The sequence below is a fragment of the Affinundibacterium danionis genome (genome assembly GCF_042432465.1).
Taxonomy (GTDB): Bacteria; Pseudomonadota; Gammaproteobacteria; order Burkholderiales; family Burkholderiaceae_D; genus Undibacterium; species Undibacterium danionis.
In genome coordinates this window covers 192,927-217,471 of sequence record NZ_JBHLXJ010000015.1, presented here as the reverse complement: position 1 = coordinate 217,471, position 24,545 = coordinate 192,927, and the positions used below count along the sequence as shown (strand labels likewise).

Sequence of the window (24,545 nt, the reverse complement as noted above, 5' to 3'; positions counted from 1 at the left end):
GCGCCGCCAGCCTATCGAGTTCCTGAGCAGCGCGGGTTGCACCCGCCCTACGAGGTCGTTTAACTTAATGTCATAGAGATTTAGGATCAGCATTTCGCGCTAGCTCAAAATGATATTTCCCAGTATGCAAAGCGCTAGGTCCAAGCCGCGCATATTTGAACATCAAATACAGCTCCACAATTAAGAGCAGTGTGTAGAAAATCACAAAGCCACTTAAACTAAAATTCAGATCATTCACGGTACGCGTTGAGGCCGAAAGATGAGTGGGTAAAACGCCAGCGATCGTCCACGGTTGTCTGCCGTATTCAGCAACAAACCACCCAGTTTCTATCGCAACCCAAGGTAGGGGAATACTAAATAGCGCTAATTTAAGTAGCCAACGATGTTTGGCTAAACGACGACGAATCAAGAAGTAAAATGACACACTAAAAATGAATAAGAATAAAATTCCTAATCCCACCATCAAGCGAAATCCCAAGAATAATGGCGCCACTTTGGGGATGGAGTCGTTGGCCGCTTTGGTGATTTGTTCTGGCGTAGCGTCTACCACATTGTTCGTGTATTTTTTGAGTAGCAAGCCATAACCTAGGTCGGGCTTTAAGATGTTGAATTCGGCGCGCGCTTGTTCTAAAGCCTCACCTTTTAGCGTGCCAGCCGATGTACCTGCTTTTAGTTGGGTCAGCTTATCGTAGGCTTGCATGCCATTGATGATGCGTAGGCGATTTTCTTGTTTCAGATCTTTGATGCCGGTGACTTGGGTATCGGTAGAACGGGTCGCGATGATGCCCATCAGATAGGGGATTTTGACGGCATAGTCGGTATGTTCTTTTTCATCATTGGGCAGGCCGATGACAGTGAACGGGGCAGGTGCGGGTTCGGTATGCCATTCCGCTTCAATCGCCGCGAGTTTGACTTTATTCACCTCACCTGCGGTATAGCCAGATTCATCACCTAAAACGATGACCGAAAGAGTGGAGGCTAAACCAAATGCTGCTGCGATGGCAAAAGAGCGAATCGCAAATGCCGTGTCGCGTGCTTTGAGTAGGTAGTAAGAGGAAACGCCTAAGACAAATAAAGATGCCGCGACATAGCCCGAGGCAACGGTGTGAACGAACTTGACTTGAGCGACGGGATTGAAAATAACCTGCGTCATACTGACTAATTCCATGCGCATAGTTTCATAATTAAATTCTGCACCGACGGGATTATTCATCCAGCCGTTCGCGATTAAAATCCAAAGCGCTGATAAATTGGAACCGAGTGCGACTAAGAAAGTGACGCCAAGATGGGCTTGTTTGGATAAACGATTCCAGCCGAAGAACATCAGTCCGACGAAGCTTGATTCTAAGAAGAAAGCCATCATGCCCTCAATCGCTAAAGGCGTGCCGAAGATGTCGCCTACATAATGCGAGTAGTAAGACCAGTTGGTGCCAAATTGAAACTCTAAAGTGATGCCGGTGGTCACGCCCATCGCAAAATTAATGGCAAATAGCTTGCCCCAGAACTTAGTCATATCGCGATAAATCTCACGCCCTGTCATGACGTAGACTGATTCCATAATTACCAGTATCCACGATAAGCCGAGTGTCAGAGGGACAAATAAAAAGTGATACATCGCGGTAATCGCGAACTGTAGGCGTGATAGGTTGACGACTTCTTCTATCGGATTCATGGTATTCCTTGGTGTAATTTAAAAGGAGATCACGGAGTTTTTGGGGGAGCAGGTTGTGTTGACGAGGACAGCAGGTGTTGTTCCACCACGGGTGTCGGCAAGCGCATTTTCTTGGTGCTAGGCTGTGAGAAAAATAGCTTCCACAAAACAAAAATAGCCAGCACTTTCAGACAAAGAATCAGACTGATTTCCAACCACAGTGGAAGCCCAGTCGAGGTCTGTCTGTGCTTCGCTGTGTGAGCGATTTTTCTTAAGAGGGCTAGCATGGTCGTCTCATCGCTTTACGATTTGTTGTCTTGTTCGGCATCATCGCTGGCACCAAAACGAAACTTGTCGCGAATATCAAGCAGCTTGCCCACTTTCGAGCCCATCTTCATTAACGAAGCCAAGGTCTCTGGCGATAAACGTTGCACGTCGTCGAACCATGACGTTGATAGTTCAATTAACTGGTACATTTCACGCATACGTTCTTGCGCTAGCTTGTCTTCTTCGGACGCTGGATTCTCTAATAAAGCATCACGCAGCATTGACAAGGTTGGTTCGATTTCGCGACGACGGCGTTCTTCGAGTAAGGCTTTGAAAATATCCCAGATATCTTTGGGCGGCTCAAAATACTCACGTCGGTCACCCGGCTTGTGCATCAATTTCACTAGGCGCCAGGCTTGTAACTCCTTGAGTCCCATACTGACATTCGAGCGTGAGAAGGAGAGATGTTCTGCAATCTCGTCGGCATTTAAAGGTTTGCCCAAGACATAGAGCAGGGCATACATTTGTCCGACGGTGCGATTAATTCCCCAACGGCTACCCATTTCGCCGAAATGCAAAATGAAGCGTTGTGTGAGTGGGCTTAAGCTATCCATAGTTTCCCTTGATTTTGATTTGCTGGTGTTGTTGGTGTCGATGTTGTTTCTATTGATGTTGCTGGAATTCCCGAATTTTCACGAATTAATGAAATTATAGAAGGTTTAAAAAATCTCTGCTGGCGACGCCTCAAAATGGGATTCGGGACTGGGACTGATGAGTCAGATTGCGGTTATCAGGCTTATAATTCCGCATGCTATTTTTTGTCGCGACATCATTACTTTTGAAAGCTTAACTATGTCTAAAACAGCCTTGGTGGATGCCAATTACCGTTTTATTGCAGCGTATAACGAGGTCAATGCCAGAATTACTCAAAGGCAGCAAGCGCTGGCTTTGTACGTCACCTTGGTGGTGAGTTTATTGGCGGCGCTGGTCGCTTTGAAATCTGGCGAAGCGCGTGGTGAAGTGCCAGTGGAATGGCTGATGCTGGGCTTTCCCGTCGCCTCTTTAAGCTTGGCTTTTTTGAATTACAAGGCAGAGCGCGCCATCACTAATTTGCGCCGCTTTTTATCGGCTTTAGAACAATTGGGTGATGCGCATGAGAGTTTGCCCAGTTATAACACCCATCAAAAATGGGCAATCGGTGCCAATAAGGCACGGCGTTTTCATGACTATGCGTCTGCCGTCTTGGTTGCCGGTGGTAATTTGATCGGCCTCGGTGCTGTGGTAAAAATTTATCCACATCGAGTTGCCGACAGCTCTCTTGCTTTATGGCTGTCAATCTTGATTGCAGTCGCAGCTGTGTTAGCGATTTTGCTCAGTCCACAATGGGGATTTACGCCGGAGTTGGATGACATTCAAAAACGAGATAACTAAGTGGCTCAAGATTTTCTGAATTGGGCAAACGCAGCTACCAGCTTGTAGCCAAACACGTTGAATAAAAGCCCAGCCATGACGATCAGTGCGCCGAGGATTTGGGTTTGGTTTAAGGCTTCACCTAGAAGTATCCATGCTGAAGATAAACCCACCACTGGTACTAATAAGGTCATCGGTGCCACCACATGAGTGGGCAGGGTGGTGAGTAATTTCCCCCACAGCGTGTAGCCAATCAAACTGGCCGCACCGGATAAGTAGAGTATCGCTAACATGGAATTGAAGTCGATGTTGCGCAGGCTGCTTAGCACCACCGCGCTACCATCGATCAAACAAGACATGAGTACAAAAGGAATGATGGGAAGTAAGGCACTCCATGCCACCAGATTAAGTATGCCAACTTGCCCCATTTTTTTACTGATGATATTGCCGCATGCCCAAGATAGTGCTGCGCATAGCGTGAGTACAAATCCTGCCAGACTGACCTGACTTGCGCTCGCGTGAACACCTATGCTGGCACTGCCAAGTAAGGCCAATCCCACACTGGCCAGCAGCATGCCGAGTACATTGCTGGTTTTGAGTTTGTCGCCGAACACTAAGGCAGATAATCCTACCGTAAAGAATGCCTGGGCTTGTAATACCAAGGACGCTAATCCAGCAGGCATGCCAACGGCAATCGCAGAAAATAGAAAAGCAAATTGCGCAAAACTAATGGTTGCTGCATAGGCGATTAACCACTTGAGCTCAACTTTGGGGCGAGCTAAAAAGAAGATAGCCGGAAAAGCGACAAAGACAAAGCGCAAAGCCCCCAATAGCAAAGGTGGTATGCCTTTCAAGCCGACTTTAATCACGACAAAATTCATACCCCATAAAACAATGACGATCAGGGCGGTGAGTAAATGGCGAGGACTAAGTTGGGTTTGGCTCATAGTGATGGTAGGGCAAAAGTAGGCTGATATGGTGGATCAAACGAAGACTGAGATAGTCTAGCTGCATAGGTGCAAAGTGGGCTAAATTTTTCTATCGCATCTATTTTTTTCTGTGCTTATTTAGCCAGATTTTGTTGGCGCTTTGGTGCTTGGATGATTAGGGATTTTTGTGCGTCCCTAACGCAAGTGAGCTGGGATCATTTCTAGACCTTTGATGAAGGCTGTATGCGCTTCAGCCACTACAGGTTTCCAAATACGTGTGGTGCTGGCTGGATCCTTGTCTAGATAATTTCCGTTTTTCCTATTCTGTGCGGGACGAATGGGACGTGGTGTAAAACCACCGCCACAGTTAGGGCAAACATTGTGCAGAACCTGCTCGACGCAGTTGGTGCAGAATGTGCATTCGTAAGAGCAGATTTGGGCGTCTAAAGCATCTGGTGCTAAATCTTTGTTGCAGTGCTCGCAGTTGGGGCGTAGTGCTAACATGATGGCATCCTACTTTTGTGGGTAGGCGACAAGCTTAACATAGACTAAAACGAAGCGTGTTTTGGAGCCAACAGCGCTAGTAGAGCAGTTAGTGTATTCGGTGGTTTGTCCCGCTACGGTAGAATGGATTCATTTTAGAATTCGTACGAAATCAGTTTGAAATCGGTTCAACATTCGCCCTAAATATAAGAAAGTAATCTGACGCTATGTGGATAGACAGCCATTGCCATCTCGACGCCATTGAGTTCGGGACTCAAGCTTTACATTTAGCTGATGAGGCGGCGCGTATGGGCGTCTCTGCGATTGTGATACCTGCCGTGCATCAATCAAATTTTGCTAAAGTTCAACAACTCGCCGCGCAAAGAGCAGATTGTTTTTTTGCGTTGGGCATACATCCTATGTATGTCCCGACTTCGGCGGAGCAAGACCTGCAATTTTTGCGAGAAGAAATCGCTCGTTTGCTCAACGATACTGTGGCTGGTAAGCGTTTAGTCGCGGTCGGTGAAATTGGTTTAGATTTTTTTGTGCCTGCGCTATGTGAATCACCACTGAAAGAGAAGCAAGAGTATTTTTATAGCGAACAATTGAAAATCGCGCGAGATTTTGGTTTGCCTGTACTGTTACATGTGCGAAAATCACAAGATAAAATATTAAAATTTTTGCGACGTATCCCGGTTCAAGGCGGCATTGCACATGCTTTCAATGGCAGTGTGCAGCAAGCGCAGCATTTCATTGATCTGGGATTTAAATTGGGCTTTGGTGGCGCTATGACTTTTACCCGTGCTTTACAAATTCGGCGTCTCGCCACTGATTTACCCTTGTCCAGCATCGTATTAGAAACCGATGCGCCAGACATCGCGCCCCGCTGGTGTCATCCGGGTATCAATACGCCGGGTGAGTTGGTACAAATTGGCCACGAATTTGCCAGTTTGCGACTACTCACGTTATCCGAAGCCGCACAACAAACGAGTGCGAATGTTTTATCTGTCTTGCCACGCATGGCGGGGCAGGTCGTTTTGAGTTAGGAAATTGTGCGACTGGCGCTGATCGGTTTTGCGGTTGGAGTAGCGCTGTTACAGCAACAGGCTCAATTGCTACCGTCATGGGCGTATTTAATTGTTCCACTCTTCTTTTTGTCGCTGCTAACTTTGTCTTCGCGGCCTAGTCTGCTATCTGGCTTGCTGCGTCTGCCGCTGCTGAAAGCAGGCTTACCAATATTCTTTGCCGTGTCACTGGGGTTTGCTTGGTCAGGGCTTTATGCGCATTACTATTTAAGCGAACAACTACCTTCAGCGTTAGAAAATCGCGATCTGCAAATTACTGGTGTCATCGACAATTTACCCAACCGCGTGCCGCAGGGTGTGCGGTTTAATTTTTTGGTGGAGAAGTATCATATCAATGGCGATTTGATAGCTAAGGATGTGGCTGTATTAGATAAACTCCCTACCAAACTGAGTTTGGCTTGGTTTGACCAGCCGTCGAATCCTAATGCGGCAACTGAGCTGCGACCTGGACAGCGCTGGCAATTAACCGTGCGTTTAAAGCGACCTCATGGTAATGCTAATCCCTATGGCTTCGATTACGAGGTTTGGTTGTTGGAGCAGGGCATACGTGCAACTGGCTCTGTGCGCAATATCAACGTGAGCGCTACAGAAATTACGACATCGGCTTCACACCCAGTGCAACAAGAGTTTGTTTGGAGCCTGCACAATCTGAACCAACGCGCACGTTATCATTTGCGCGAAAAAATTATGTCTACATTAGGCGAGGCGACTTATGCAGGCGTAATTGTCGCCTTGGTGATTGGCGATCAAAGAGATATTGCGCAAAGTGATTGGCAGATTTTTAATCGTACTGGGATCGGACATTTAATTTCGATTTCTGGTTTGCATATCACGATGATCGCGGGCATTTTTGCTTCGCTGATGTATTACCTGTGGCGGCATTCTTTTTTTACACAAGCGCAATTACCCTTGCGTTCACCTGCACCCAAAGTGGCCGCACTCGCTGGTGTGGTCGCGGCTTTCTTCTACGTTGCGTTGGCCGGTTTTGGTGTGCCAGCACAGCGCACGCTTTGGATGTTGAGCGTGGTCGCCATCGCCGTTTGGAGTGGGCGCACCGCTAGTATTAGTCATATTTTGTGCATCGCATTGGGGCTGGTATTGTTGCTTGATCCGTGGGCCGTATTGTCTCCGGGTTTTTATTTGTCGTTTGCTGCAGTGGCTGTTTTGCTTTTTGTTTCTTTGGGTCGTTACACTTTCTCTATAGAGACAAAGGATGATTTGCGAGCTATGAATAAATGGCAAATCAGATGGCATGCGATTAAAGAAAAATTGCATCTCGCTGGTCGCGCTCAATATGCAGTGACGATGGGATTAGTCCCTCTAAGTTTGCTCTTATTCGCGCAGGTTTCGCTAATCAGTCCGATTGCGAATGCGATCGCTATTCCTCTAGTGAGTTTTGTGGTGACGCCTTTGGCTTTGTTGGGAAGTATTTTGCCTGCACCATTTTCTGATTATTTATTGGCCTCGGCACATGGATTAATCAACTTACTGGCGCAATTCTTAACTATTTTGAGCAGAAACGCTTGGGCAGTTTGGAGCGCACCTATTCCATCATGGTGGACGTTCACGTTAGCGATGGCGGGGATATGTTGGTTGTTGATGCCGCGTGGATGGCCTGTGCGTTTGCTGGGCTTGATCTGTTGTTTACCTTTGTTATTGCAGCCGGTCAGCGCCCCTGAATTTGGTCATATGCGAGCGACCGTGTTTGATGTAGGGCAGGGAAGTGCGGTGCTGATTGAGACCGCTAAACATCGTATGCTGTACGATACGGGGCCAGGCTTGTCAGCGGAAACTAATACGGGAACTCGCGTATTGCTCCCTTATTTTCAAGCACGCGGCATTCATCAACTCGATCAGTTAATGATTAGCCATAGTGATAATGACCATTCCGGTGGTGCGTTAAGTTTGATGCAAAATCTGGATATACCGCAAGTCACTTCATCTCTAGTTTCTACCCATGCTATCGTCTTAGCCAGTAGTCAACACCAGCGCTGTCAGGCCGGACAATCGTGGAATTGGGATGGAGTAGAATTTGAAATCTTGCATCCTGTACCAGTGATTTATACCAGTAGCAAGTGGAAGAGCAATGCACTCAGTTGTACTTTAAAAATTTCAACCAAAACACACAGCTTATTATTAGCTGGCGATGTCGAAGCAATACAAGAAGACGAATTAGTCAATAGTATTGCACCTAAGTTGAAAGCCGACGTTTTACTGGCGCCGCATCACGGCAGTGGTACGTCGTCCACCACTCCATTCTTACTCGCAGTCAAACCTGAACTCGCTTTGTTTCAAGTTGGCTATCTAAATCGTTATCAACATCCTAAACCTGAAGTAATGCAACGTTATTTGGATTTTGGAATAAAGCCTCTAAGGACGGACACAAGCGGTGCAATCACATTACAATTTGGCAGCGCTATCAAAGTCAACAACACGGCGGATGAGTATCGCAAAGACCATGCGCGATATTGGTACGGCCAATAAGGCGTAAGCGTCGCGTCATTTTTGATGAGTCACACTCAACTTTATTGTGAAGCTGTATTTATGTCCAAACCCATAGTTCATTTTTGTCACGGCAATAGTTTTCCCGCCGGGACTTATCGTCAGATGTTTGAGCAATTGCAGCCGCATTATGAAATTCATGCTTTAGACATGCATGGGCATAATCCCGATTATCCTGTGACCGCTAATTGGCCTTTTTTGGTACAAGAATTAATTGATACTTTGCAGAAAAATTACCAAGAGCCAGTGATTTTACTGGGGCATTCCTTGGGCGGTATTTTGTCCTTGATGGCAGCGAGTCGCAGACCTGATCTGGTGCGTTGCGTGTTGATGATTGATTCGCCTGTGGTTACAGGTTGGCGTTCACTCTTTGTGAAAACCTTCCGCGCTTTAGGTCTTCTGGAAAAATATTCACCCGCACAATTTTCAGTCAAACGTCGCATGCTTTGGCGCGATAAGCAAGAAGCCTTCGAACATTTTTCGTCGAAAGAGAAGTTCGCGATCTGGCCCCCCGAAGTCCTCCAAGATTATATCGATGCAGGTACGCAAGCGCATCCTGAAGGCATCAGTTTAAAATTTACCCGTGAAATAGAAACCGCAATTTACCTTACCTTACCCAGTAATTTGGGACCTATTGCGCGTCGTGGTTTACGTGTGCCTATAGGTTTTGTGGGCGGCACAGAATCAGTAGAGTGTCGTCAAGGCGGCTTGGCCGCGACACGTAAAATGTGTGCTGAGTATTTTGTGCAACTCCCAGCAGGTCACCTGCTGCCTATGGAAATGCCAGAGAAGACGGCACAAGCATGTCACGCGATGCTACAAAGATTGTTAGCAAAGTGATTGATGGAGTTGTAGAGGGAATTCTCTCTATGTCATGCGTTCGATAGAAATATTCGCGTAAAATAAACTAGGGTGCACCGCGCGCACCGATTCGGTCGGCAAAAGTGTCGAATGTGATGGTGCGCATGGCGCAAGCTAGCACTATCGTTTTCCTACTTTTTGCTTAATATTTTTCTGAATAAACAGGATCTTCCATTTGACTATGCGTACAGCCCTTACTACTTTTATCTCTTTGCTCGCCGTGGCTGCTCAAGCGCAAGCACAAGACTTTTTTCCGTCTATGCAAGAGTACCAAAAAGTGCAGACGCAAGGCCGCACTAGTGTGACGCTCGATGTGGAAAATGACAGTTTATTGTTAAATCGAGATGATGGTTTTTATACCAGTGGCAATCATATAATCGTGCGCAATATTTTTGCGACTCCACGACAAAGCATCACCTATGCTTGGCACGTCGGGCAAGATTTGTACACGGCATCGGATATTAAATTACGACCTGAACAGATTAATAAATTTGATCATCCATATGCCGCCTGGTTGTATGCCGGTATGTTTAAAGAGGTTCAAAATTCAGATGGCAGTGCAACGAAAGTTGGCTTGGATCTCGGTTGCTTAGGACCTTGTGCTGGAGGGGAATGGACGCAAACAAACTTGCATAGACTGTTTAATCAGCCTTTACCTCAAGCATGGAACACTCAATTAAAACAAGAATGGGGCGCGGTACTTCATGCAGAAGTTAGCCCTGCTTCGTGGAAGTTGAGTGCAGATTCGGATTTGGGCAGTCGATTTAAAGCACGCGTCGGTAATATTTTTACGGATGCGAAGGCTGAGGTGACATGGCGTTATGGACGATTAAATAGCAGTGTCGATACGCCAGGTAGCTTTATTTTTAGTCGCGCAGAATTAAAAATAGTTGGCTATAACGCGAGTTTGCAAGGTGGATATTTTCGTGATCAAAAGTTAGTCGTTAAGCCTAATCGCACGGTGCCTGAGATTGAATTCGGTTACCAATATAGCGGCGATACTTGGGGATTTTATGCTTCGGTTGTGCGTCGCGGCTCTGAAATAAAAGAATTGTCGAATGCGAAAGGTGCGCAGAATTTCGCTAAATTGCAAGTCAGGTATGCGATGTAGGTTTAGCTCCGTAGTTTAGTTCTGTAAGTGCACAAGGGCGCTGCGCAATGCTTGTCGCGCTCTATGCACAGAAACCATTAAATTATTTTTAGTAATACCGAGTTCTTCACAAATTTCTGCACTCTCTAGCTCCATGCAATCAGATAAAGTAAAGGCACGAGCGCTTTTAGATGGCAAGTCGTGCAAGGCGATCTCTAGTTGAGTAAAGAAATTTTTTTGCTCTAATTCCACAAGAGGATTGGATGGCGAGCACAAGCTACTCTGGGTAATGCCATAACGAATTTTAGAAAAACTTTCTTGTTCCGCGTACATGTTTGGCGTATCCGATAAATCTTCCTCAGACCAATTGCTGGTATAGCTTGCGCTGCGCAGTTTTCGACGAAAATCATCAATGATTTTGAATTTTAAAATACTGATCACATAGGTCGATAACGAGGATTTGCCAGCGTAACGGTCAGGATGTTCTAAAACAGCCAAGAGCGTTTCTTGTACTGTGTCTTCGGCGACAGCTTCATCACTAATTCTTTGCCTAGCAAAACGTAAGAGTTGCGGCCGTAAGGCTATTAATTGTTGATGTACGTTGAGGCTGATAGCCGAAGTAAGATGCTTGGACATGGTGATTTCAAAGTACGATATGCATAGGTGTTCTTGCTGATCATGCGTCTCGTCAGCAAGAACACGATTCGGTTTTAGAGAGTTATTTACTGACGATAGGGCGTTGCATAGGCGCGAGTTTGGCGACTAATCGGTTGGATATGGACGAAGGAATATCATTCTTTTCCATGGCCATCTGCAGGTCTTCCGCTAAGGCATTGAAGTGGGCATTGCTGATTCCCATGCCTTGATGAGATTCGTACATGTCGCGACCTTTGTATTGGCATGGGCCACCAGCTAGCTCACAAAATTGAGCAACGAGTAGTTCAGAAAATTCTTCTTTTTTGATTTTGGAAAAGAAGTGTGCGATGCGTTGATCCGCCAAAATCATAGGAACAAAGTCATTGACGATTTTGGTGATACCTTCTTTTTTACCTAAGCCTTGATAAATACTGTCGTCTTTGTCGATGGTTTGGGCATTTGCCGAGAAACAGGCGCACAATGCAAATCCTGCAATGGTCAAAAATTTTGCCAAGCTAGATTGAAGTAAGTTTTTCATGATCGGTTCTTTCTGTAAATTAGATGAAGTGCTTAGTAGTAAAAATGATGAAAGCAAAAAGTTTCGAAATTAAAATCCAGCTTGCAGCGAGAGGTACCAGCCACGCTGTGTCTTAGGATTGAAAATAGTGATATCGCCCAATTGCACGTAGGCGGCGGTGACTGAGAAATTCTTGGTGGGGAAGTAAGCGACAAAAACGTCTGACAAATCTTTCTCGTTATCGACGCCCAGATTGCGCGGCTTCATTCGGTATTCAGCACCGACCACTAATTTGCGATTGATCAGGTAAGCGATAGAGCCTTCTAATTGCGCTTGGTATTGGTCTTTTTTGTCACCGCCAAAACCGAGTAATCCCATTTGATTCGCTTTAGTCGCACGTAATGTGCCGTTCACTAATAGGCTTTGCGCCAAATAAATCTTGGTTGCGGACACGTAGTAGTCAACACCGCGATCGTCTTTCCCGCCCAATTGCTTCACGCTCGTTACACCTAGCGCGCCCAAACCACCGATGCGTGCATCACGTTTGTATTGCACGCCGGCGGCAATCTGCGGCATCCAGCCGGCTTGATCATAGACTGCATCGCCAGCTAATTTGACTTTAATACCGAAAATGTCTTGCTGTAAATTGAGCGCGTTTAAAGGCGCGAGGCTGCCAGTGAATTCTTGTTTAGCGAGTGAAAACTCAACACGATCCGCGATCCCAATCGCAGCACCATAGGTTTTTAAACTGTAGTCTTGTGTATTGGCCTGCGTGTAATGGATGTTTGCGCCATAGCTGTCACGTGTGCCGTAGCCAGTAATCAAAGCCCAAGGCGTTAAGCCACCGCCACCTGCACCTTCAACTTGACTGACGCCACCGGTCGCAGTCAACTTACCCATATCTGGGGTGAGTGAATCTTGAGCATGCGCAATTTGAAAGCCTAAACCTAAACTGGCGAGGAGGATGAGTTTGCTGGTTTTGTGTTTAGTGTTCTTAGTGCAGCGTGAAATACCGCCAAAAATAAAATGAGACATGGTGACTCCCTAGGTTGTGCTTATTGATAATGTTGCGCTGTGGTGCGAATACATAGTTAGGCAGACAATGCTTATTAATTCGAATTGCGCAAGCAATTGCGATTAACTAATGATTGCTGTTATTGACTTATACGAAGGGCGTTCCAGAACGGAAGCAACTATTTTCAGAAAAAGTGAAATTTTTTTGAAAATAATCAAATGTGGAATTTATTAATAGATGATGAGAGCGAGGAATTAAAAAAATCCCTACCTTCCAAGTTAGAAAGTAGGGATGTCTTGGTGAGTACTTATAAAGGTTTTATGGTCTTTGTTAGACCGTTTTCAGCCAATTGCCTTTAAATAAAATCGGTCCACTAGGTTTTTCAGGATTACCCGAACCACCTTTCGGCTCTAATGAAATCGCCAGAAGTTGCGGGGTATCGTTAGCGACGCCTTCTGGTAAATTAATTCGCAGAATTTCACCGCTTTTATCTGTCGTATTGGCTCCATTGCCTACGTTACTGGCCTGATCGACCAGACCCAAAGATCGTACCTTACCTTCTTTCGAGATGGACCAAAGTTCTAAACTCTGGTTGCTTGCTACTTGTGGTCGGTTGACGAAACGTAGTAAGACCTGACGACGTTTGCTATCACTGGAAATGATGGCGATGGGTTGGGCTTTCTCATCGGATAAAGTCGCGACATACATCTCGGCTGGCAGACCGTTGTCTTGCGGTTTGAGGACAAATAATGCGACTAAGATGAGAGCGGCACTCGCGATCATGCTAAGGCCGCGCCAAAATTTCAACTCATGTAGAAATTGAAAGACTGCTTTTTGACTTCGCTCTGCGCCGAGTTTGAGTTGCTTTTCTATATTGTTCCAGACCTGCGCCTGTGGCACTTTGGCTGTGGAAAATTCCATCATCGGCATTAAATGAGCCTGCCATTCTCTGACGATTTGTTGTAGGTGGGGATCGGTTTGTAACCAGGTATTAAAACGACGGCGTGCGCCGCCACGCAAGGTGCCGAGTACAAATTCGGCGGCTAACTTATGTTGTAGATGTTGGTTATGCTGGATGTTCATGCCAACGCTCCTTTACTTAAGCAGACTTTGAGTTTTTCGAGTCCACGACGTATCCAGCTTTTGACGGTGCCCATAGGAAGCTGCATTTGTTCTGCCACTTCGCTGTGAGATAAATCGTGGAAATACGCCAAACTCATGGCTTGTCTGTGTAGACCTTCCAAGCGCGACATGCAACGCGCTAGAGACGCGGCGTCTTGACTGAGTTCTAAGGCTTGTATAGGCGTTGCATCTTGGCTTTCCATTGCTTGCCAGACTTCGGTTTCGAATGTATCGGTATCGTAGCTGAAATTGAGGTGTTGGCCATTATTTAATTTTCGCAACAAATCAAAAGCACGGTTGCGCACTATCGTCGTCATCCATGTCATCGGTGATGCCAGACTGGCTTGATAACTGGAGGCGTTGTTCCAAATGTTGACGAAGCTTTCTTGCAAGACTTCTTCTGCCAATTCGCGTTGCTGCAAAATACGCATGACAAATCCAAACAGTTTTGGCGAGCTCACTTCATAGAGAGAGCGGAAGGCTTGAGCGTCTTGCTTGGCGACTGCTAGCAGCCAAAGATGCATTTGCGCTGGATCGAGCGCTTTGGAGGGGGTGGATGAATTTGCCAAGAGAATTCCTTTTTTTTGCCTAAGTGAGTTGATTACCAATGTGTACAAACGAATGGTGCTAAAGGGTAGGTTAGCGGTTTGTGTAAACTTATACGGCGAAGAAGGAGAATCGGATGCAAAAAGTTGAATTCAAATTATTCGTAAGATTTTATAAGATGTATAGGATGTTATAAGGGCGTTTATTTATAGTGTCGCCAAGATGTGACGATTTAAACTAATTTTTCTGGGTCATTGTGGCGGGTGTGAACCTAAATAAGCTTGAGGCTTCGCGTAAGGTCAAAGCTAAAAGTATCAAGTAGCCGCTCGATTCAAGACGCCTGCTGCAGGGCGCGCCACCAGCCGCCTGTCAGTACAAAGCGAGGGAAGTTAATCCATTGCTCCACAAGCAGGCGTGACACTGCATTCCACGCACTCGTGAATGGAATCGACGCTTGCGGCTCTTGTTTGTGTCCTATTCCTTGTAATGCAATAGAGAGTCCCATCGTCGCCAAAGAAAGCAGCGCAAATACATAGTCGCCATTGACTAGGCTATTGATCAAATAAAGATTGGCGCAGATAAATCCGGGCACGAGCACGATATGCATGACTAAATTAAGGCGTGAACGATGAAATTCGGTATAGCCTTCCCATTGCCATTGAATTAATTTGAGCATGACCTTATTCCTTTTTATGTTTTGGTTTTGCGTTTGAGTTTGTGTTTGCGGTTAAGTCCACATTCACATTCGTTCATTATTTTTACATGAATGACAGCGTACATCGAGCCTCAATTGGACAAAGCACACGGCTAATTTTAAATAACGTGACTAAATATCCAATAGTCACGAGACTCGCCTCGGACAATACGGTATTTTCTTAAATGCCCTTCGAGATGGAAACCGCATTTTTCTAAGACGCGTCGAGAGTTGATATTATTGTCTAAAACGGTGGCTTGCACTCGCTGAAATTGTCCATGTTGATGTGCCCACTGCGTGAGTGCACTACAAGCTACCGTGGCAATACCTTTGCCCCAAAATGCTGGATTTAAATCATAGGCGATTTCCACGCTTCGGTTTGGCTCTGAGATAGTATGAAAGCCGATAGTACCTATTAATTGATCATCGTGTTTGTTGGCGATCGCGAATTTGATCTGCGCACTGGGATGTGACCAATCAGGTCGGTGAATAAATTGTTGCAAGTCGGCAGGTGAAGTGACATTCCAACTGGTGCGTTGACGAATTTCGTCTAGCCGTAAATAGTCGAACCAAGTCGGTAAATCTGCCGCACACAAAGGGCGTAGTGTGACAGCAATTGCTGCACCGTCTGGTAGATGTAGTGCTGGCAAGGTTCTGTGATCAAACAACTGTTCTAACTTGGATGTGGAAGGTAAAAAGCTGCCAAGCGAATAGTGGATAAATGAGGACATGTCTGATTTCTTCGGAAGTGACTAAGCAGGGAGTTAGCTTGTAATAAGATTGTGCTTAATATTATTCATAACTAAAAATTGTACCTGTCTGGTTTGTATTGATGCGTTTGGAAGCGCCTAGTTTCCCGCTTTAGGTAAAATTGACGCTCAAATTATGCATTATTTTAATTGTCTTTAAAGAAATTTTTACTTGGCTTCGAGTAGAAAAAATCTCCTGACTCATGTGTCATCAAGGGCGCCATGAGGTATAATTCGAATTTCCCGCTTGTGCCGTTGGGCACCTTCTGCAATGACTAAGTTCGTATTCGTTACTGGGGGCGTCGTCTCCTCTCTAGGCAAAGGCATCGCTGCTGCCTCACTCGCTGCTATTCTTGAATCACGCGGCCTCAAAGTTACCATGCTCAAACTCGATCCCTATATCAATGTGGACCCGGGTACCATGAGCCCATTCCAACACGGTGAAGTGTTCGTTACAGATGACGGCGCTGAGACGGATCTGGATTTGGGTCACTACGAGCGTTTCATCTCTGCGAAGATGAAAAAAGTGAATAACTTCACCACCGGTCAAATTTATGAGTCAGTGATTCGTAAAGAACGTCGCGGTGAATATTTGGGCAAAACTGTTCAAGTTATTCCACACATTACGAATGAAATCCAAGAATACATTCATCGTGGCGCGGCTGGTTTTGACGTCGCTTTGGTCGAGATCGGTGGTACGGTTGGTGATATTGAATCCTTACCTTTCTTGGAAGCGGCTCGCCAATTGAGTTTGCGTTCAGGTAAGAATTCTGCAGCCTTCGTACATTTGACTTTGGTTCCTTATTTGGCGTCTGCTGGTGAGTTGAAAACCAAGCCAACCCAACACAGCGTACAAAAATTGCGTGAAATCGGTATCTTCCCAGATGCTTTATTGTGCCGTGCTGATCGTCGTATTCCGGATGATGAACGTGCCAAGATTTCTTTGTTCTCCAATGTGGCTGAAGAGGCCGTGATCTCAGTATGGGATGCGGACACAATCTACAAGATTCCACAAATGTTGCATGATCAAGGCTTAGACAAGATCATCTGCGATAAATTAGCATTGACACCAAAACCAGCGGATTTGGCGATGTGGGATAAGCTTATCTACGCTTTAGAAAATCCGAAAGAAGAAGTCACGATCGGCATGGTAGGAAAGTATGTCGATTTGACCGAGTCTTACAAATCGTTAACAGAAGCATTGCGTCATGCTGGCATTCATACCGAAAGCCGCGTGAATATCGAGTACGTTGATTCCGAAGAAATCGAAGCGCATGGCACCAAAGCCTTGGAAAAATACGATGCGATTCTGGTTCCAGGTGGCTTCGGTAAACGTGGCGTAGAAGGCAAAATTTTGGCAGCACGTTATGCACGTGAAAACAAGATTCCTTACCTCGGCATTTGCTTAGGTATGCAAGTCGCCTTGATTGAATATGCACGCAATAAAGCGGGCTTGGCGATGGCGAACTCGACTGAGTTTGATCTCGAAACAGAACAACCTGTGGTTGCTTTGATCAATGAATGGCAAAGCCACGATGGTAAAGTCGAATTGCGTGATGAAAACTCTGACCTCGGCGGTACCATGCGTTTAGGTGCACAGACCTGCGCGGTTCAACCAAATACTTTGGCATCCGATATTTATGGTAACGTCGTGACTGAACGTCACCGCCATCGTTATGAAGCAAATAATCATTACTTAAAACGTGTCGAAGATGCGGGCTTGGTTGTATCTGCGCGTACACCGACCGAAGATTTATGTGAAATTATTGAATTGCCGAAGAGCGTGCATCCATTCTATTTAGGTGTGCAATATCATCCTGAATTCAAATCGACACCACGCGATGGTCATCCATTATTCACCGCATTTGCAAAAGCGGCCTTGGCACACAAAGCAGCAACAAAAGCTGCTTTGGTGAACAATCAAGCGCAAGCATAAGGAGTTTGACCATGAAATTATGTGGATTTGACGTCGGTCTGGATCAGCCTTTCTTTTTGATTGCAGGTCCTTGCGTGATTGAGTCGCATCAAATGGCGATGGATACTGCAAGGGCATTGAAAGAGATTACGAGTGAGCTCGGTATTCCTTTCATTTATAAATCGTCCTTCGATAAAGCCAATCGTTCTTCCGGTACGTCGTTCCGTGGCTTAGGCATGGAAAAGGGCTTGGAGATTTTGGCGGATGTGAAGAAGCAATTGAATGTGCCTGTGCTGACTGATATTCATGAGATCGATGAAATCAAACCTGTTGCAGCGGTTGTCGATGTCTTGCAAACGCCAGCATTTTTGTGTCGTCAAACCGACTTCATTCAAGCTTGTGCGCAATCGGGCAAACCAGTGAATATCAAAAAAGGCCAATTTTTAGCACCACACGACATGATCAATGTGATCGCAAAAGCGCGCTTGGCGGCAAAGCAAGCTGGCTTGCCAGAAGATAATTTCATGGCTTGCGAACGCGGCGTGTCCTTTGGTTATAACAATCTCGTATCCGATATGCGTTCATTAGCCATCATGCGCGAAACCAATTGCCCAGTCGTATTTGATGCAACGCATTCTGTACAGTTGCCTGGTGGTCAAGGTACTTCGTCTGGTGGTCAACGTGAATTCGTGCCGGTATTGGCGCGTGCTGCAGTAGCGGTGGGTATCTCGGGTTTGTTCATGGAGACACATCCAAATCCTGCGCAAGCTATGTCTGATGGCCCGAATGCAGTCCCACTCGGACGCATGAAAGAATTGCTCGCAACCTTATTAGATTTAGATCGCATCGTTAAGAAAAACGGATTTTTAGAATCTAGTTTTAATTAAGATGAAATGCCTCGCCAAGTCAAATAGCTTTGCGGGGCAAATTTTTATCATCGGTTTCAATGTATGAATGGATGATGATCGCTGCAAAACCATACATGTGTTTTGAAGAAGAGACTCGATGCAGACCAAACGAAATACTCGAATTGTGTGCGCAGTTTCTACAAGATTAGACCCAATTGTTTGTGATGCGTCGCATCAGACTTGAAATCAATATTTTTGTCATTTGATTGTTTAGGAGAATTTGCATGAGTGCTATCGTTGATATTATCGGTCGTGAAGTAATTGATTCACGCGGCAATCCAACTGTGGAATGTGATGTGTTGTTGGAATCTGGCGTAATGGGTCGTGCTGCTGTGCCTTCAGGTGCATCAACAGGCTCTCGTGAAGCGATCGAATTGCGCGATGGTGATAAGTCCCGTTATATGGGCAAGGGCGTTTTAAAAGCCTGTGAAAACATCAATACCGAAATCGCAGAAGCGATCATGGGTTTAGATGCGAACGAACAAGCATTCTTGGATCGTACCTTGATCGACTTGGACGGTACAGAAAACAAAGCACGCTTAGGTGCAAACGCGATGTTGGCAGTGTCAATGGCAGTAGCAAAAGCGGCAGCAGAAGAAGCCGGGTTGCCTTTGTACCGTTATTTCGGTGGCTCAGGCGCAATGCAATTGCCCGTACCAATGATGAACGTGATCAACGGCGGTGCGCATGCGGATAATAATTTGGACTTGCAAGAGTTCATGATCATCCCAGTTGGCGCGCCAACTTTCCGTGAAGCGATACGCTACGGTGCTGAAGTATTCCATAGTTTGAAAAAAATCTTGCATGACAAAGGCTTGACGACAGCAGTTGGTGACGAAGGCGGTTTCGCACCTTCCGTAGAAAATCATGAAGAAGCAATTAAGTTGATCATTCAAGCGATTGAAGCGGCCGGTTACACACCAGGTACACAAATCGCCTTGGGCTTAGATTGCGCCGCGAGCGAATTCTACAAAGATGGTAAATACCATTTGGAAGGCGAAGGCTTGACTTTGTCTTCTACCGATTTCACTAACTTGTTAGCGACTTGGTGCGATAAATATCCTATCATCTCTATCGAAGACGGTATGGCTGAAGGCGATTGGGAAGGTTGGGCGATTCTGACTGAAAAACTCGGTAAGAAAGTACAGATCGTTGGTGACGACTTGTTCGTCACTAATACCAAGATTTTGAAAGAAGGCATACAAAAAGGTATCGCAAATTCTATCCTGATCAAGATCAACCAAATCGGTACTTTGACAGAAACCTTTGCTGCCATCGAAATGGCAAAGCGTGCTGGTTACACTGCCGTGATTTCACATCGTTCTGGTGAAACAGAAGACAGCACGATTGCTGACATCGCAGTCGGTACGAATGCGTTGCAAATCAAAACTGGCTCGATGTCTCGCTCTGATCGTATGGCGAAATACAATCAGTTGTTGCGTATCGAAGAAGATTTGGGCGAAATCGCTAGCTACCCAGGTCGTGATGCGTTCTACAATTTGAAGTAATAGCGTCGAGTAGCTTGAATTGTCATACCGGGTTTGACCCGGTATCCATGTAATTAGCGTCATGAGTAAAAAAAACATGGATGCCGAATCAAGTCCGGCATGACGCTAGAGCAGTAGTTTGTTCTATAGAAGTTATCGATATACTTTCTAAAAGCTGGTCTAAATTTTCTTTGAATTATTTCTCCGACCTAAGATCACATGCGTCTAATCACCATCGCATTACTAGCTCTGTTAGTCCTGATCCAGTATCCGCTGTGGTTAGGTAAAGGCGGCTGGCTGCGTGTTGGTGAATTAGATAAACAAGTGACCGCAGCGCGGGTGAAAAATGAAGGTCTAAAAGAGCGCAACGCTAAATTAGACTCCGAGGTACAAGACTTAAAAAACGGTACAGCCGCAGTCGAAGAACGCGCCCGATTTGAATTAGGGATGATCAAAAAAGACGAAATTTTTGTCCAGATTTTGGACGAAGGTAGTCAGGTCGAAAGTAAACCACAAGTCATCAAACCTGCTGCCAAGAAAAATTGATCAAATTTATTCTTTGTCTTGTCCGTAATATCTCAAGTCCTAGGACTTATTAAATAATTTAAAATGCCTGAGTTGGATGAACTCTAGTATGTAATTGAGTCTAGAGTTCCCATCACATTCTAGGGAAACAAAATGCCCTATGCTCTACATTAAAGGCGTTCAATTACTAATCATCGTAAGCACAGTTTGCACCGAAAAAAACGTCAAGAGGTTGGTCGATTTTTGTGATCCATTCGAATATTTGACACCTCGCTGGATTGATACTTTTGCCCATTTGTTTATACAGTATGTCTCACTAGTATATTGAAAAATAGCTAGTGTTCATGCGGCCTGCAAGCGTAAAAAAATTGTCTTTTTTGGGGTGTTCGGGTATCTTTTTAAAATGAAAATTAAATCATGTTAGCGCAAATTCTATGACGACACGCAGGCTTGTCATATTTGACCTTGATGAGACTTTAGTTCATGCGACTGAAACGAAATTATCGTATGAGCCCGATTTCGTGGTTGAGCCTTATTTCGTTTATTTGAGACCCTATGTCCATGAGCTTTTATCGTTTACTGCGAATCGTTTTGATGTTGCAGTCTGGTCTTCATCAAGCACAAAATATGTGATGGAGGTTACAAAGCAAATATTCGGCGAAAAGTACCCACTCAAATTTGCTTGGTCAGTCGAGAAATGTGTTCAAAAGGTCGATACGAAGACAAATGGCTATGTTTACATCAAAGATTTACGGAAAGTTCAAAGCCAAGGTTATATCGTAGAGAATATTACGATTGTTGACGATAGTCCCGAGAAAATAGTACGGCAACCTAGAAACCACTTGCTTGTGAAATCCTACCAGGGAGAATGTGATGACGTTGGCTTGATTGCGGTGCGAGAGACTCTTGAAACGTTGAGTTTGCTGTGATGCTAAGAAGGATACTACGCTAAGATGGCATTCGAAAATGACACGACAATTCGGGCAAAGTTAAAGCTTACTGATTTGCGTTCGCGTATTTCAATTGAACGTTGAGCTTAAAAAAAATAAAATGATGTCTCCACCTAACATGACTAATGACACGATCATTGCACCGATTATCTGAAGAATCCGTAAAAGATTTGCTCTTATGGGGCCGCTGCAGAGTTGGTTTCCTGTCTCAGAGTCAATCGCTCGGCACATGTATTCACTAAGCTCGTTAGGGGCGTTTACCTAAATCAATAATTTTCGCCCTTGCCATGGCCGGATTGGGATACTGAGGATGGAGCGATAAAGCTTTTTGATAAGCGAGTATCGCTTTATTTTTCAGTCCGATTTCTGCATAAAATTCACCCGAGCTATCATCTAAGTTGACATCGTCGGGATGCAGCTCTACTGCGCATACAAGGCTTTATATTCCAACTTTAACGCCTAAAAGTGTTTTTCACTTGATAGGCCGTGTTATTCAAATTTGAGTGTTGGGGCGCGGATTGATGAAAATTGAAATGACTTACCTGCAGATCATTTTAGGTCTTTATGTTTAGATAGCTTCTCACATAAATTCTTTAGATTTGGCGAGTCCTAGTAACTTCTCAAACGCAATCTCCACCTCAGCCACGCTAGGCGGTGAGCCTTTATCACCTAGATTGATGATTTTGTCCGACCAATTTCCCTCTGTTTTCCAGCGTGGTGAATCGCAGTAAATTTCTATGGTGGGTGTCTCGTACGCGGCTGCGATGTGAACTAAGCCCGTGTCAACGCCTATCACTAAGGCCGCTTTTTGCGCTAATACGGTGGCTTCTTGCATCGATAGTTTGGGTAAAACTTGTGCGTTACCCATGTGTTCTGCCATTGCTTCGGCTTCACGTTTTTCGGCTTCGCTCCCCCACGGTAGTAAGATGGGCCAGCCGGTGACTTGTAGGTCGCGTGCGGTACTGATCCAATTGTTGCGTGACCATTTTTTTGATTCTCCAGCAGTGCCATGAAAGAACACGATGTAAGGCGATGTGGGCATCCAAGTCGGGTGTAAATCGAGTTTTTGCAAACCAAAACTCGCTGGCGTATTGACTTGGTAATTCAATGCAGCAGCCGCTACTAAACGACCACGTAAAACCGCATGGGTGCGACGATCAACCGGAATACTCACATCATGAAAAATTCTGGAAATGCCTTCATAACCTGAGCCTTCCGTACCATTGGCTAAGCCGACTTTTTTACCATTGGCTGATTTACGCGCCATGCCCATGATGATGCCGGTTTTCAGCAAACCTTGTGTATCAAAAATAAAGTCGTAAGCTTCTTCACGCAAGCTGCGATAAAAATGTTTGATCTCAGCACGTGTTTCTTTATTGCCCAAACTTTTACGCCAACGTCGTTGCGCGTAGGCGATGACCTTATTCACCTTGGGTTGAAGTTTGACCAGATTCACATAGGCTTCTTCCACCACCCAATCAATTTGTGCGTCGGGGTAATACGCCTTGATGTCATCGACCATGGGCATGTTATGGAGTACATCGCCTAAAGAAGAAACACGGATGAGAAGAATTTTCACTTTGTTAGTCCATAGGATTCTGTGAATTCTCCCTTCTCCCGCAGGCGGGAGAAGGGGCGGGTGAGTCAAAGCATGCTTTGACGGTAGTTTTGCTAAGCGTATTGCCTGACTTTATCGGTCAACTGAATCGCCCTTATCCTACTCCTCTCCCGCTTGCGGGAGAGGGAATATTGCGGCTAGTTCGTCGCTTGGTACAGCAAATGATTTAGTACGGCAAAACTGCATCCGGTTTCACCGCCAGAATCGCCGCTTTTAACGCAGCCTGAATTCGTACCAAAGCTTCCGGCGTCTCTGCTTCAAAACGCATGACGATGACTGGCGTGGTGTTCGATGAGCGCGCTAATCCAAAGCCGTCCGGATATTCAACACGTAAACCATCGATATCTATGATTTCGGTCGCGCCAGGGAAATGGGCATTTTTTTGCATCTCAGCGATGATCGCAAAATTTTCGCCTTCACTTAATTTGACTTGTAACTCTGGCGTGCTGCTTGATTGCGGTAAATCTTTGAGTGTGGTGGTCATATCGGCGACTTTGCTCAGGATTTCCAATAAGCGTGCGCCTGCATACAAGCCATCATCGAAGCCATACCAGCGGTCTTTAAAGAACACATGGCCACTCATTTCGCCACCGAGCGGTGAGCCGGTTTCTTTGAGTTTGGCTTTGACCAGCGAGTGACCAGTTTTCCACATTAAGGGTTGGCCACCATGTGACCTAATCCAGCTAGACAAATGACGCGTGCATTTCACGTCATATAAAATTTGTGCACCTTTATTGCGACTTAATACATCGGCGGCGAATAACATCAATTGGCGATCTGGGTAAATGATGTGACCATCTTTGGTGACGACGCCAAGTCGATCGCCATCACCGTCAAACGCGAGACCAATTTCTGCGTCAGAATTTTGTAAGCAACGAATCAGATCTTGCAGGTTTTCCGGATGCGCAGGATCGGGATGGTGATTCGGGAAATTGCCATCGACCTCGCAGAATAACTCAGTCACTTCGCAACCCATCGCACGGTATAAGTCACCTGCGAATGCGCCTGCGACACCATTGCCGCAGTCCACCGCAATCTTGATTTTGCGTGTGAGCTTGACGTCGCTGACGATGCGTTCTAAATATGCCGCTTTGATGTCGTGAGTGCTGTAACTACCTTCGCCAACTGCGAAGTCTTTGGCGACGATACGGTCATACAAGGCGAGTATGGTATCGCCATAAATCGCTTCGCCTGCTAACACCATTTTGAAGCCGTTGTAATCAGGCGGATTATGACTACCTGTGACCATGATGCCGGAAGTCGCACCCAATACATTGGTACCAAAATACACCATCGGTGTCGCGACCACGCCAAGGTCAATTACGTTGATGCCAGTCGCTTGCAAGCCCATTGCTAAGGCAGCCGCTAATGACGGACCCGATAAGCGTCCATCACGACCGATGACGACAGTCTTCTCACCTTTGGCAAGCGCGGCACTACCGAAGGCTTGTCCAATCGCGTAGGCAACATCGGCATCTAAAGTCTTATCGATGATGCCGCGGATATCGTAGGCTTTAAAAATACTTTTGGAAAGTAGGGACATAATATTCTCAATAAAAAAAGCAAATTCTTTTAGAAGTTTCGT

At 45.6% G+C, this 24,545-nt stretch carries 24 protein-coding genes; 10 read left to right on the top strand and 14 right to left on the bottom strand.

Annotated elements, in window-relative coordinates; translation table 11 throughout:
• Positions 1-70: 70 nt before the first annotated feature.
• The 3 genes from ACFFJH_RS14280 to ACFFJH_RS14270 are packed head-to-tail and all read right to left on the bottom strand — an operon-like array spanning position 71 to position 2,532.
• Entirely contained in the window at positions 71-1,672 is a 1,602-nt protein-coding gene (locus tag ACFFJH_RS14280; protein ID WP_390213533.1) for a cytochrome ubiquinol oxidase subunit I, read from the bottom strand.
• A 29-nt stretch (positions 1,673-1,701) separates the two neighbouring features.
• Entirely contained in the window at positions 1,702-1,938 is a 237-nt protein-coding gene (gene cydP, locus ACFFJH_RS14275) for a cytochrome oxidase putative small subunit CydP (RefSeq protein WP_390213532.1), read from the bottom strand.
• A 15-nt stretch (positions 1,939-1,953) separates the two neighbouring features.
• Complete coding sequence (locus ACFFJH_RS14270; protein WP_390213531.1) at positions 1,954-2,532, bottom strand: GbsR/MarR family transcriptional regulator; 579 nt, start codon at positions 2,530-2,532, stop codon at positions 1,954-1,956.
• A gap of 238 nt (positions 2,533-2,770) precedes the next feature.
• Here ACFFJH_RS14270 and ACFFJH_RS14265 point away from each other — a divergent pair, with 238 nt between their 5' ends.
• Positions 2,771-3,349, top strand: coding sequence for a hypothetical protein (locus ACFFJH_RS14265; RefSeq protein ID WP_390213529.1), 579 nt, complete (start codon positions 2,771-2,773; stop codon positions 3,347-3,349).
• Between the two features lie 5 nt (positions 3,350-3,354).
• On the opposite strand, the gene ACFFJH_RS14260 is transcribed toward ACFFJH_RS14265, so the two are convergent.
• Both ACFFJH_RS14260 and ACFFJH_RS14255 read right to left on the bottom strand, forming a co-directional pair.
• On the bottom strand, positions 3,355-4,275 hold the full coding sequence (locus tag ACFFJH_RS14260) for an EamA family transporter (RefSeq protein WP_390213528.1): 921 nt from the start codon (positions 4,273-4,275) through the stop codon (positions 3,355-3,357).
• A 177-nt stretch (positions 4,276-4,452) separates the two neighbouring features.
• Positions 4,453-4,761 carry a DUF1272 domain-containing protein gene (locus ACFFJH_RS14255; protein ID WP_390213527.1) on the bottom strand — a complete coding sequence of 103 codons (309 nt, stop codon included), beginning with the start codon at positions 4,759-4,761 and terminating at the stop codon, positions 4,453-4,455.
• Between the two features lie 206 nt (positions 4,762-4,967).
• Between ACFFJH_RS14255 and ACFFJH_RS14250 the strand changes: the two genes are divergently transcribed.
• The 4 genes from ACFFJH_RS14250 (at position 4,968) to ACFFJH_RS14235 (ending at position 10,299) form a co-directional block, all read left to right on the top strand.
• Positions 4,968-5,786, top strand: coding sequence for a TatD family hydrolase (locus ACFFJH_RS14250; protein WP_390213526.1), 819 nt, complete (start codon positions 4,968-4,970; stop codon positions 5,784-5,786).
• Between the two features lie 6 nt (positions 5,787-5,792).
• Positions 5,793-8,309, top strand: coding sequence for a DNA internalization-related competence protein ComEC/Rec2 (locus tag ACFFJH_RS14245; protein WP_390213525.1), 2,517 nt, complete (start codon positions 5,793-5,795; stop codon positions 8,307-8,309).
• Between the two features lie 60 nt (positions 8,310-8,369).
• On the top strand, positions 8,370-9,167 hold the full coding sequence (locus tag ACFFJH_RS14240) for an alpha/beta fold hydrolase (RefSeq protein ID WP_390213524.1): 798 nt from the start codon (positions 8,370-8,372) through the stop codon (positions 9,165-9,167).
• A 202-nt stretch (positions 9,168-9,369) separates the two neighbouring features.
• Entirely contained in the window at positions 9,370-10,299 is a 930-nt protein-coding gene (locus tag ACFFJH_RS14235; protein ID WP_390213523.1) for a lipid A-modifier LpxR family protein, read from the top strand.
• A 15-nt stretch (positions 10,300-10,314) separates the two neighbouring features.
• Here ACFFJH_RS14235 and ACFFJH_RS14230 read toward each other — a convergent pair whose 3' ends face one another.
• The 7 genes from ACFFJH_RS14230 to ACFFJH_RS14200 all read right to left on the bottom strand — a co-directional run bounded on the left by ACFFJH_RS14230 (position 10,315) and on the right by ACFFJH_RS14200 (position 15,539).
• Positions 10,315-10,914: a sigma-70 family RNA polymerase sigma factor gene (locus ACFFJH_RS14230; protein WP_390213522.1), complete on the bottom strand. Its 600-nt coding sequence runs from the start codon at positions 10,912-10,914 to the stop codon at positions 10,315-10,317.
• Positions 10,915-10,996: 82 nt separating this feature from the next.
• A complete protein-coding gene (locus ACFFJH_RS14225; protein WP_390213521.1) occupies positions 10,997-11,452 on the bottom strand; it encodes a group I truncated hemoglobin in 456 nt (151 codons plus the stop codon).
• A 69-nt stretch (positions 11,453-11,521) separates the two neighbouring features.
• The gene (locus ACFFJH_RS14220) at positions 11,522-12,331 is read right to left on the bottom strand and encodes a DUF3034 family protein (RefSeq protein ID WP_390213638.1); all 810 of its coding nucleotides are present in this window, start codon (positions 12,329-12,331) and stop codon (positions 11,522-11,524) included.
• Positions 12,332-12,776: 445 nt separating this feature from the next.
• The gene (locus ACFFJH_RS14215) at positions 12,777-13,529 is read right to left on the bottom strand and encodes an anti-sigma factor (protein WP_390213520.1); all 753 of its coding nucleotides are present in this window, start codon (positions 13,527-13,529) and stop codon (positions 12,777-12,779) included.
• Entirely contained in the window at positions 13,526-14,137 is a 612-nt protein-coding gene (locus tag ACFFJH_RS14210) for a sigma-70 family RNA polymerase sigma factor (protein ID WP_390213519.1), read from the bottom strand. The genes ACFFJH_RS14215 and ACFFJH_RS14210 overlap by 4 nt, the downstream gene beginning before the upstream one ends.
• Before the next feature lie 308 nt (positions 14,138-14,445).
• Positions 14,446-14,790 carry a terminase gene (locus ACFFJH_RS14205; protein ID WP_390213518.1) on the bottom strand — a complete coding sequence of 115 codons (345 nt, stop codon included), beginning with the start codon at positions 14,788-14,790 and terminating at the stop codon, positions 14,446-14,448.
• A 137-nt stretch (positions 14,791-14,927) separates the two neighbouring features.
• Entirely contained in the window at positions 14,928-15,539 is a 612-nt protein-coding gene (locus tag ACFFJH_RS14200) for a GNAT family N-acetyltransferase (RefSeq protein ID WP_390213517.1), read from the bottom strand.
• Positions 15,540-15,828: 289 nt separating this feature from the next.
• Here ACFFJH_RS14200 and ACFFJH_RS14195 point away from each other — a divergent pair, with 289 nt between their 5' ends.
• From ACFFJH_RS14195 to ACFFJH_RS14175, 5 genes are all read left to right on the top strand, one after another.
• The gene (locus ACFFJH_RS14195; RefSeq protein ID WP_390213516.1) at positions 15,829-17,493 is read left to right on the top strand and encodes a CTP synthase; all 1,665 of its coding nucleotides are present in this window, start codon (positions 15,829-15,831) and stop codon (positions 17,491-17,493) included.
• An 11-nt stretch (positions 17,494-17,504) separates the two neighbouring features.
• Complete coding sequence (gene kdsA, locus ACFFJH_RS14190) at positions 17,505-18,359, top strand: 3-deoxy-8-phosphooctulonate synthase (protein WP_390213515.1); 855 nt, start codon at positions 17,505-17,507, stop codon at positions 18,357-18,359.
• Positions 18,360-18,604: 245 nt separating this feature from the next.
• The gene (gene eno, locus ACFFJH_RS14185; protein WP_189346543.1) at positions 18,605-19,888 is read left to right on the top strand and encodes a phosphopyruvate hydratase; all 1,284 of its coding nucleotides are present in this window, start codon (positions 18,605-18,607) and stop codon (positions 19,886-19,888) included.
• 198 nt (positions 19,889-20,086) lie between these two features.
• Positions 20,087-20,413 (top strand): cell division protein FtsB, encoded by a 327-nt coding sequence (gene ftsB / locus ACFFJH_RS14180; RefSeq protein WP_390213514.1) that lies wholly within the window; start codon positions 20,087-20,089, stop codon positions 20,411-20,413.
• Between the two features lie 413 nt (positions 20,414-20,826).
• Positions 20,827-21,321: an HAD family hydrolase gene (locus ACFFJH_RS14175; protein WP_390213512.1), complete on the top strand. Its 495-nt coding sequence runs from the start codon at positions 20,827-20,829 to the stop codon at positions 21,319-21,321.
• Between the two features lie 601 nt (positions 21,322-21,922).
• Here the strand turns inward: ACFFJH_RS14175 and waaC are convergent.
• Positions 21,923-22,921, bottom strand: coding sequence for a lipopolysaccharide heptosyltransferase I (gene waaC, locus ACFFJH_RS14170; RefSeq protein WP_390213511.1), 999 nt, complete (start codon positions 22,919-22,921; stop codon positions 21,923-21,925).
• Between the two features lie 205 nt (positions 22,922-23,126).
• Positions 23,127-24,503: a phosphomannomutase/phosphoglucomutase gene (locus tag ACFFJH_RS14165; RefSeq protein WP_390213510.1), complete on the bottom strand. Its 1,377-nt coding sequence runs from the start codon at positions 24,501-24,503 to the stop codon at positions 23,127-23,129.
• Positions 24,504-24,545 lie beyond the last annotated feature (42 nt).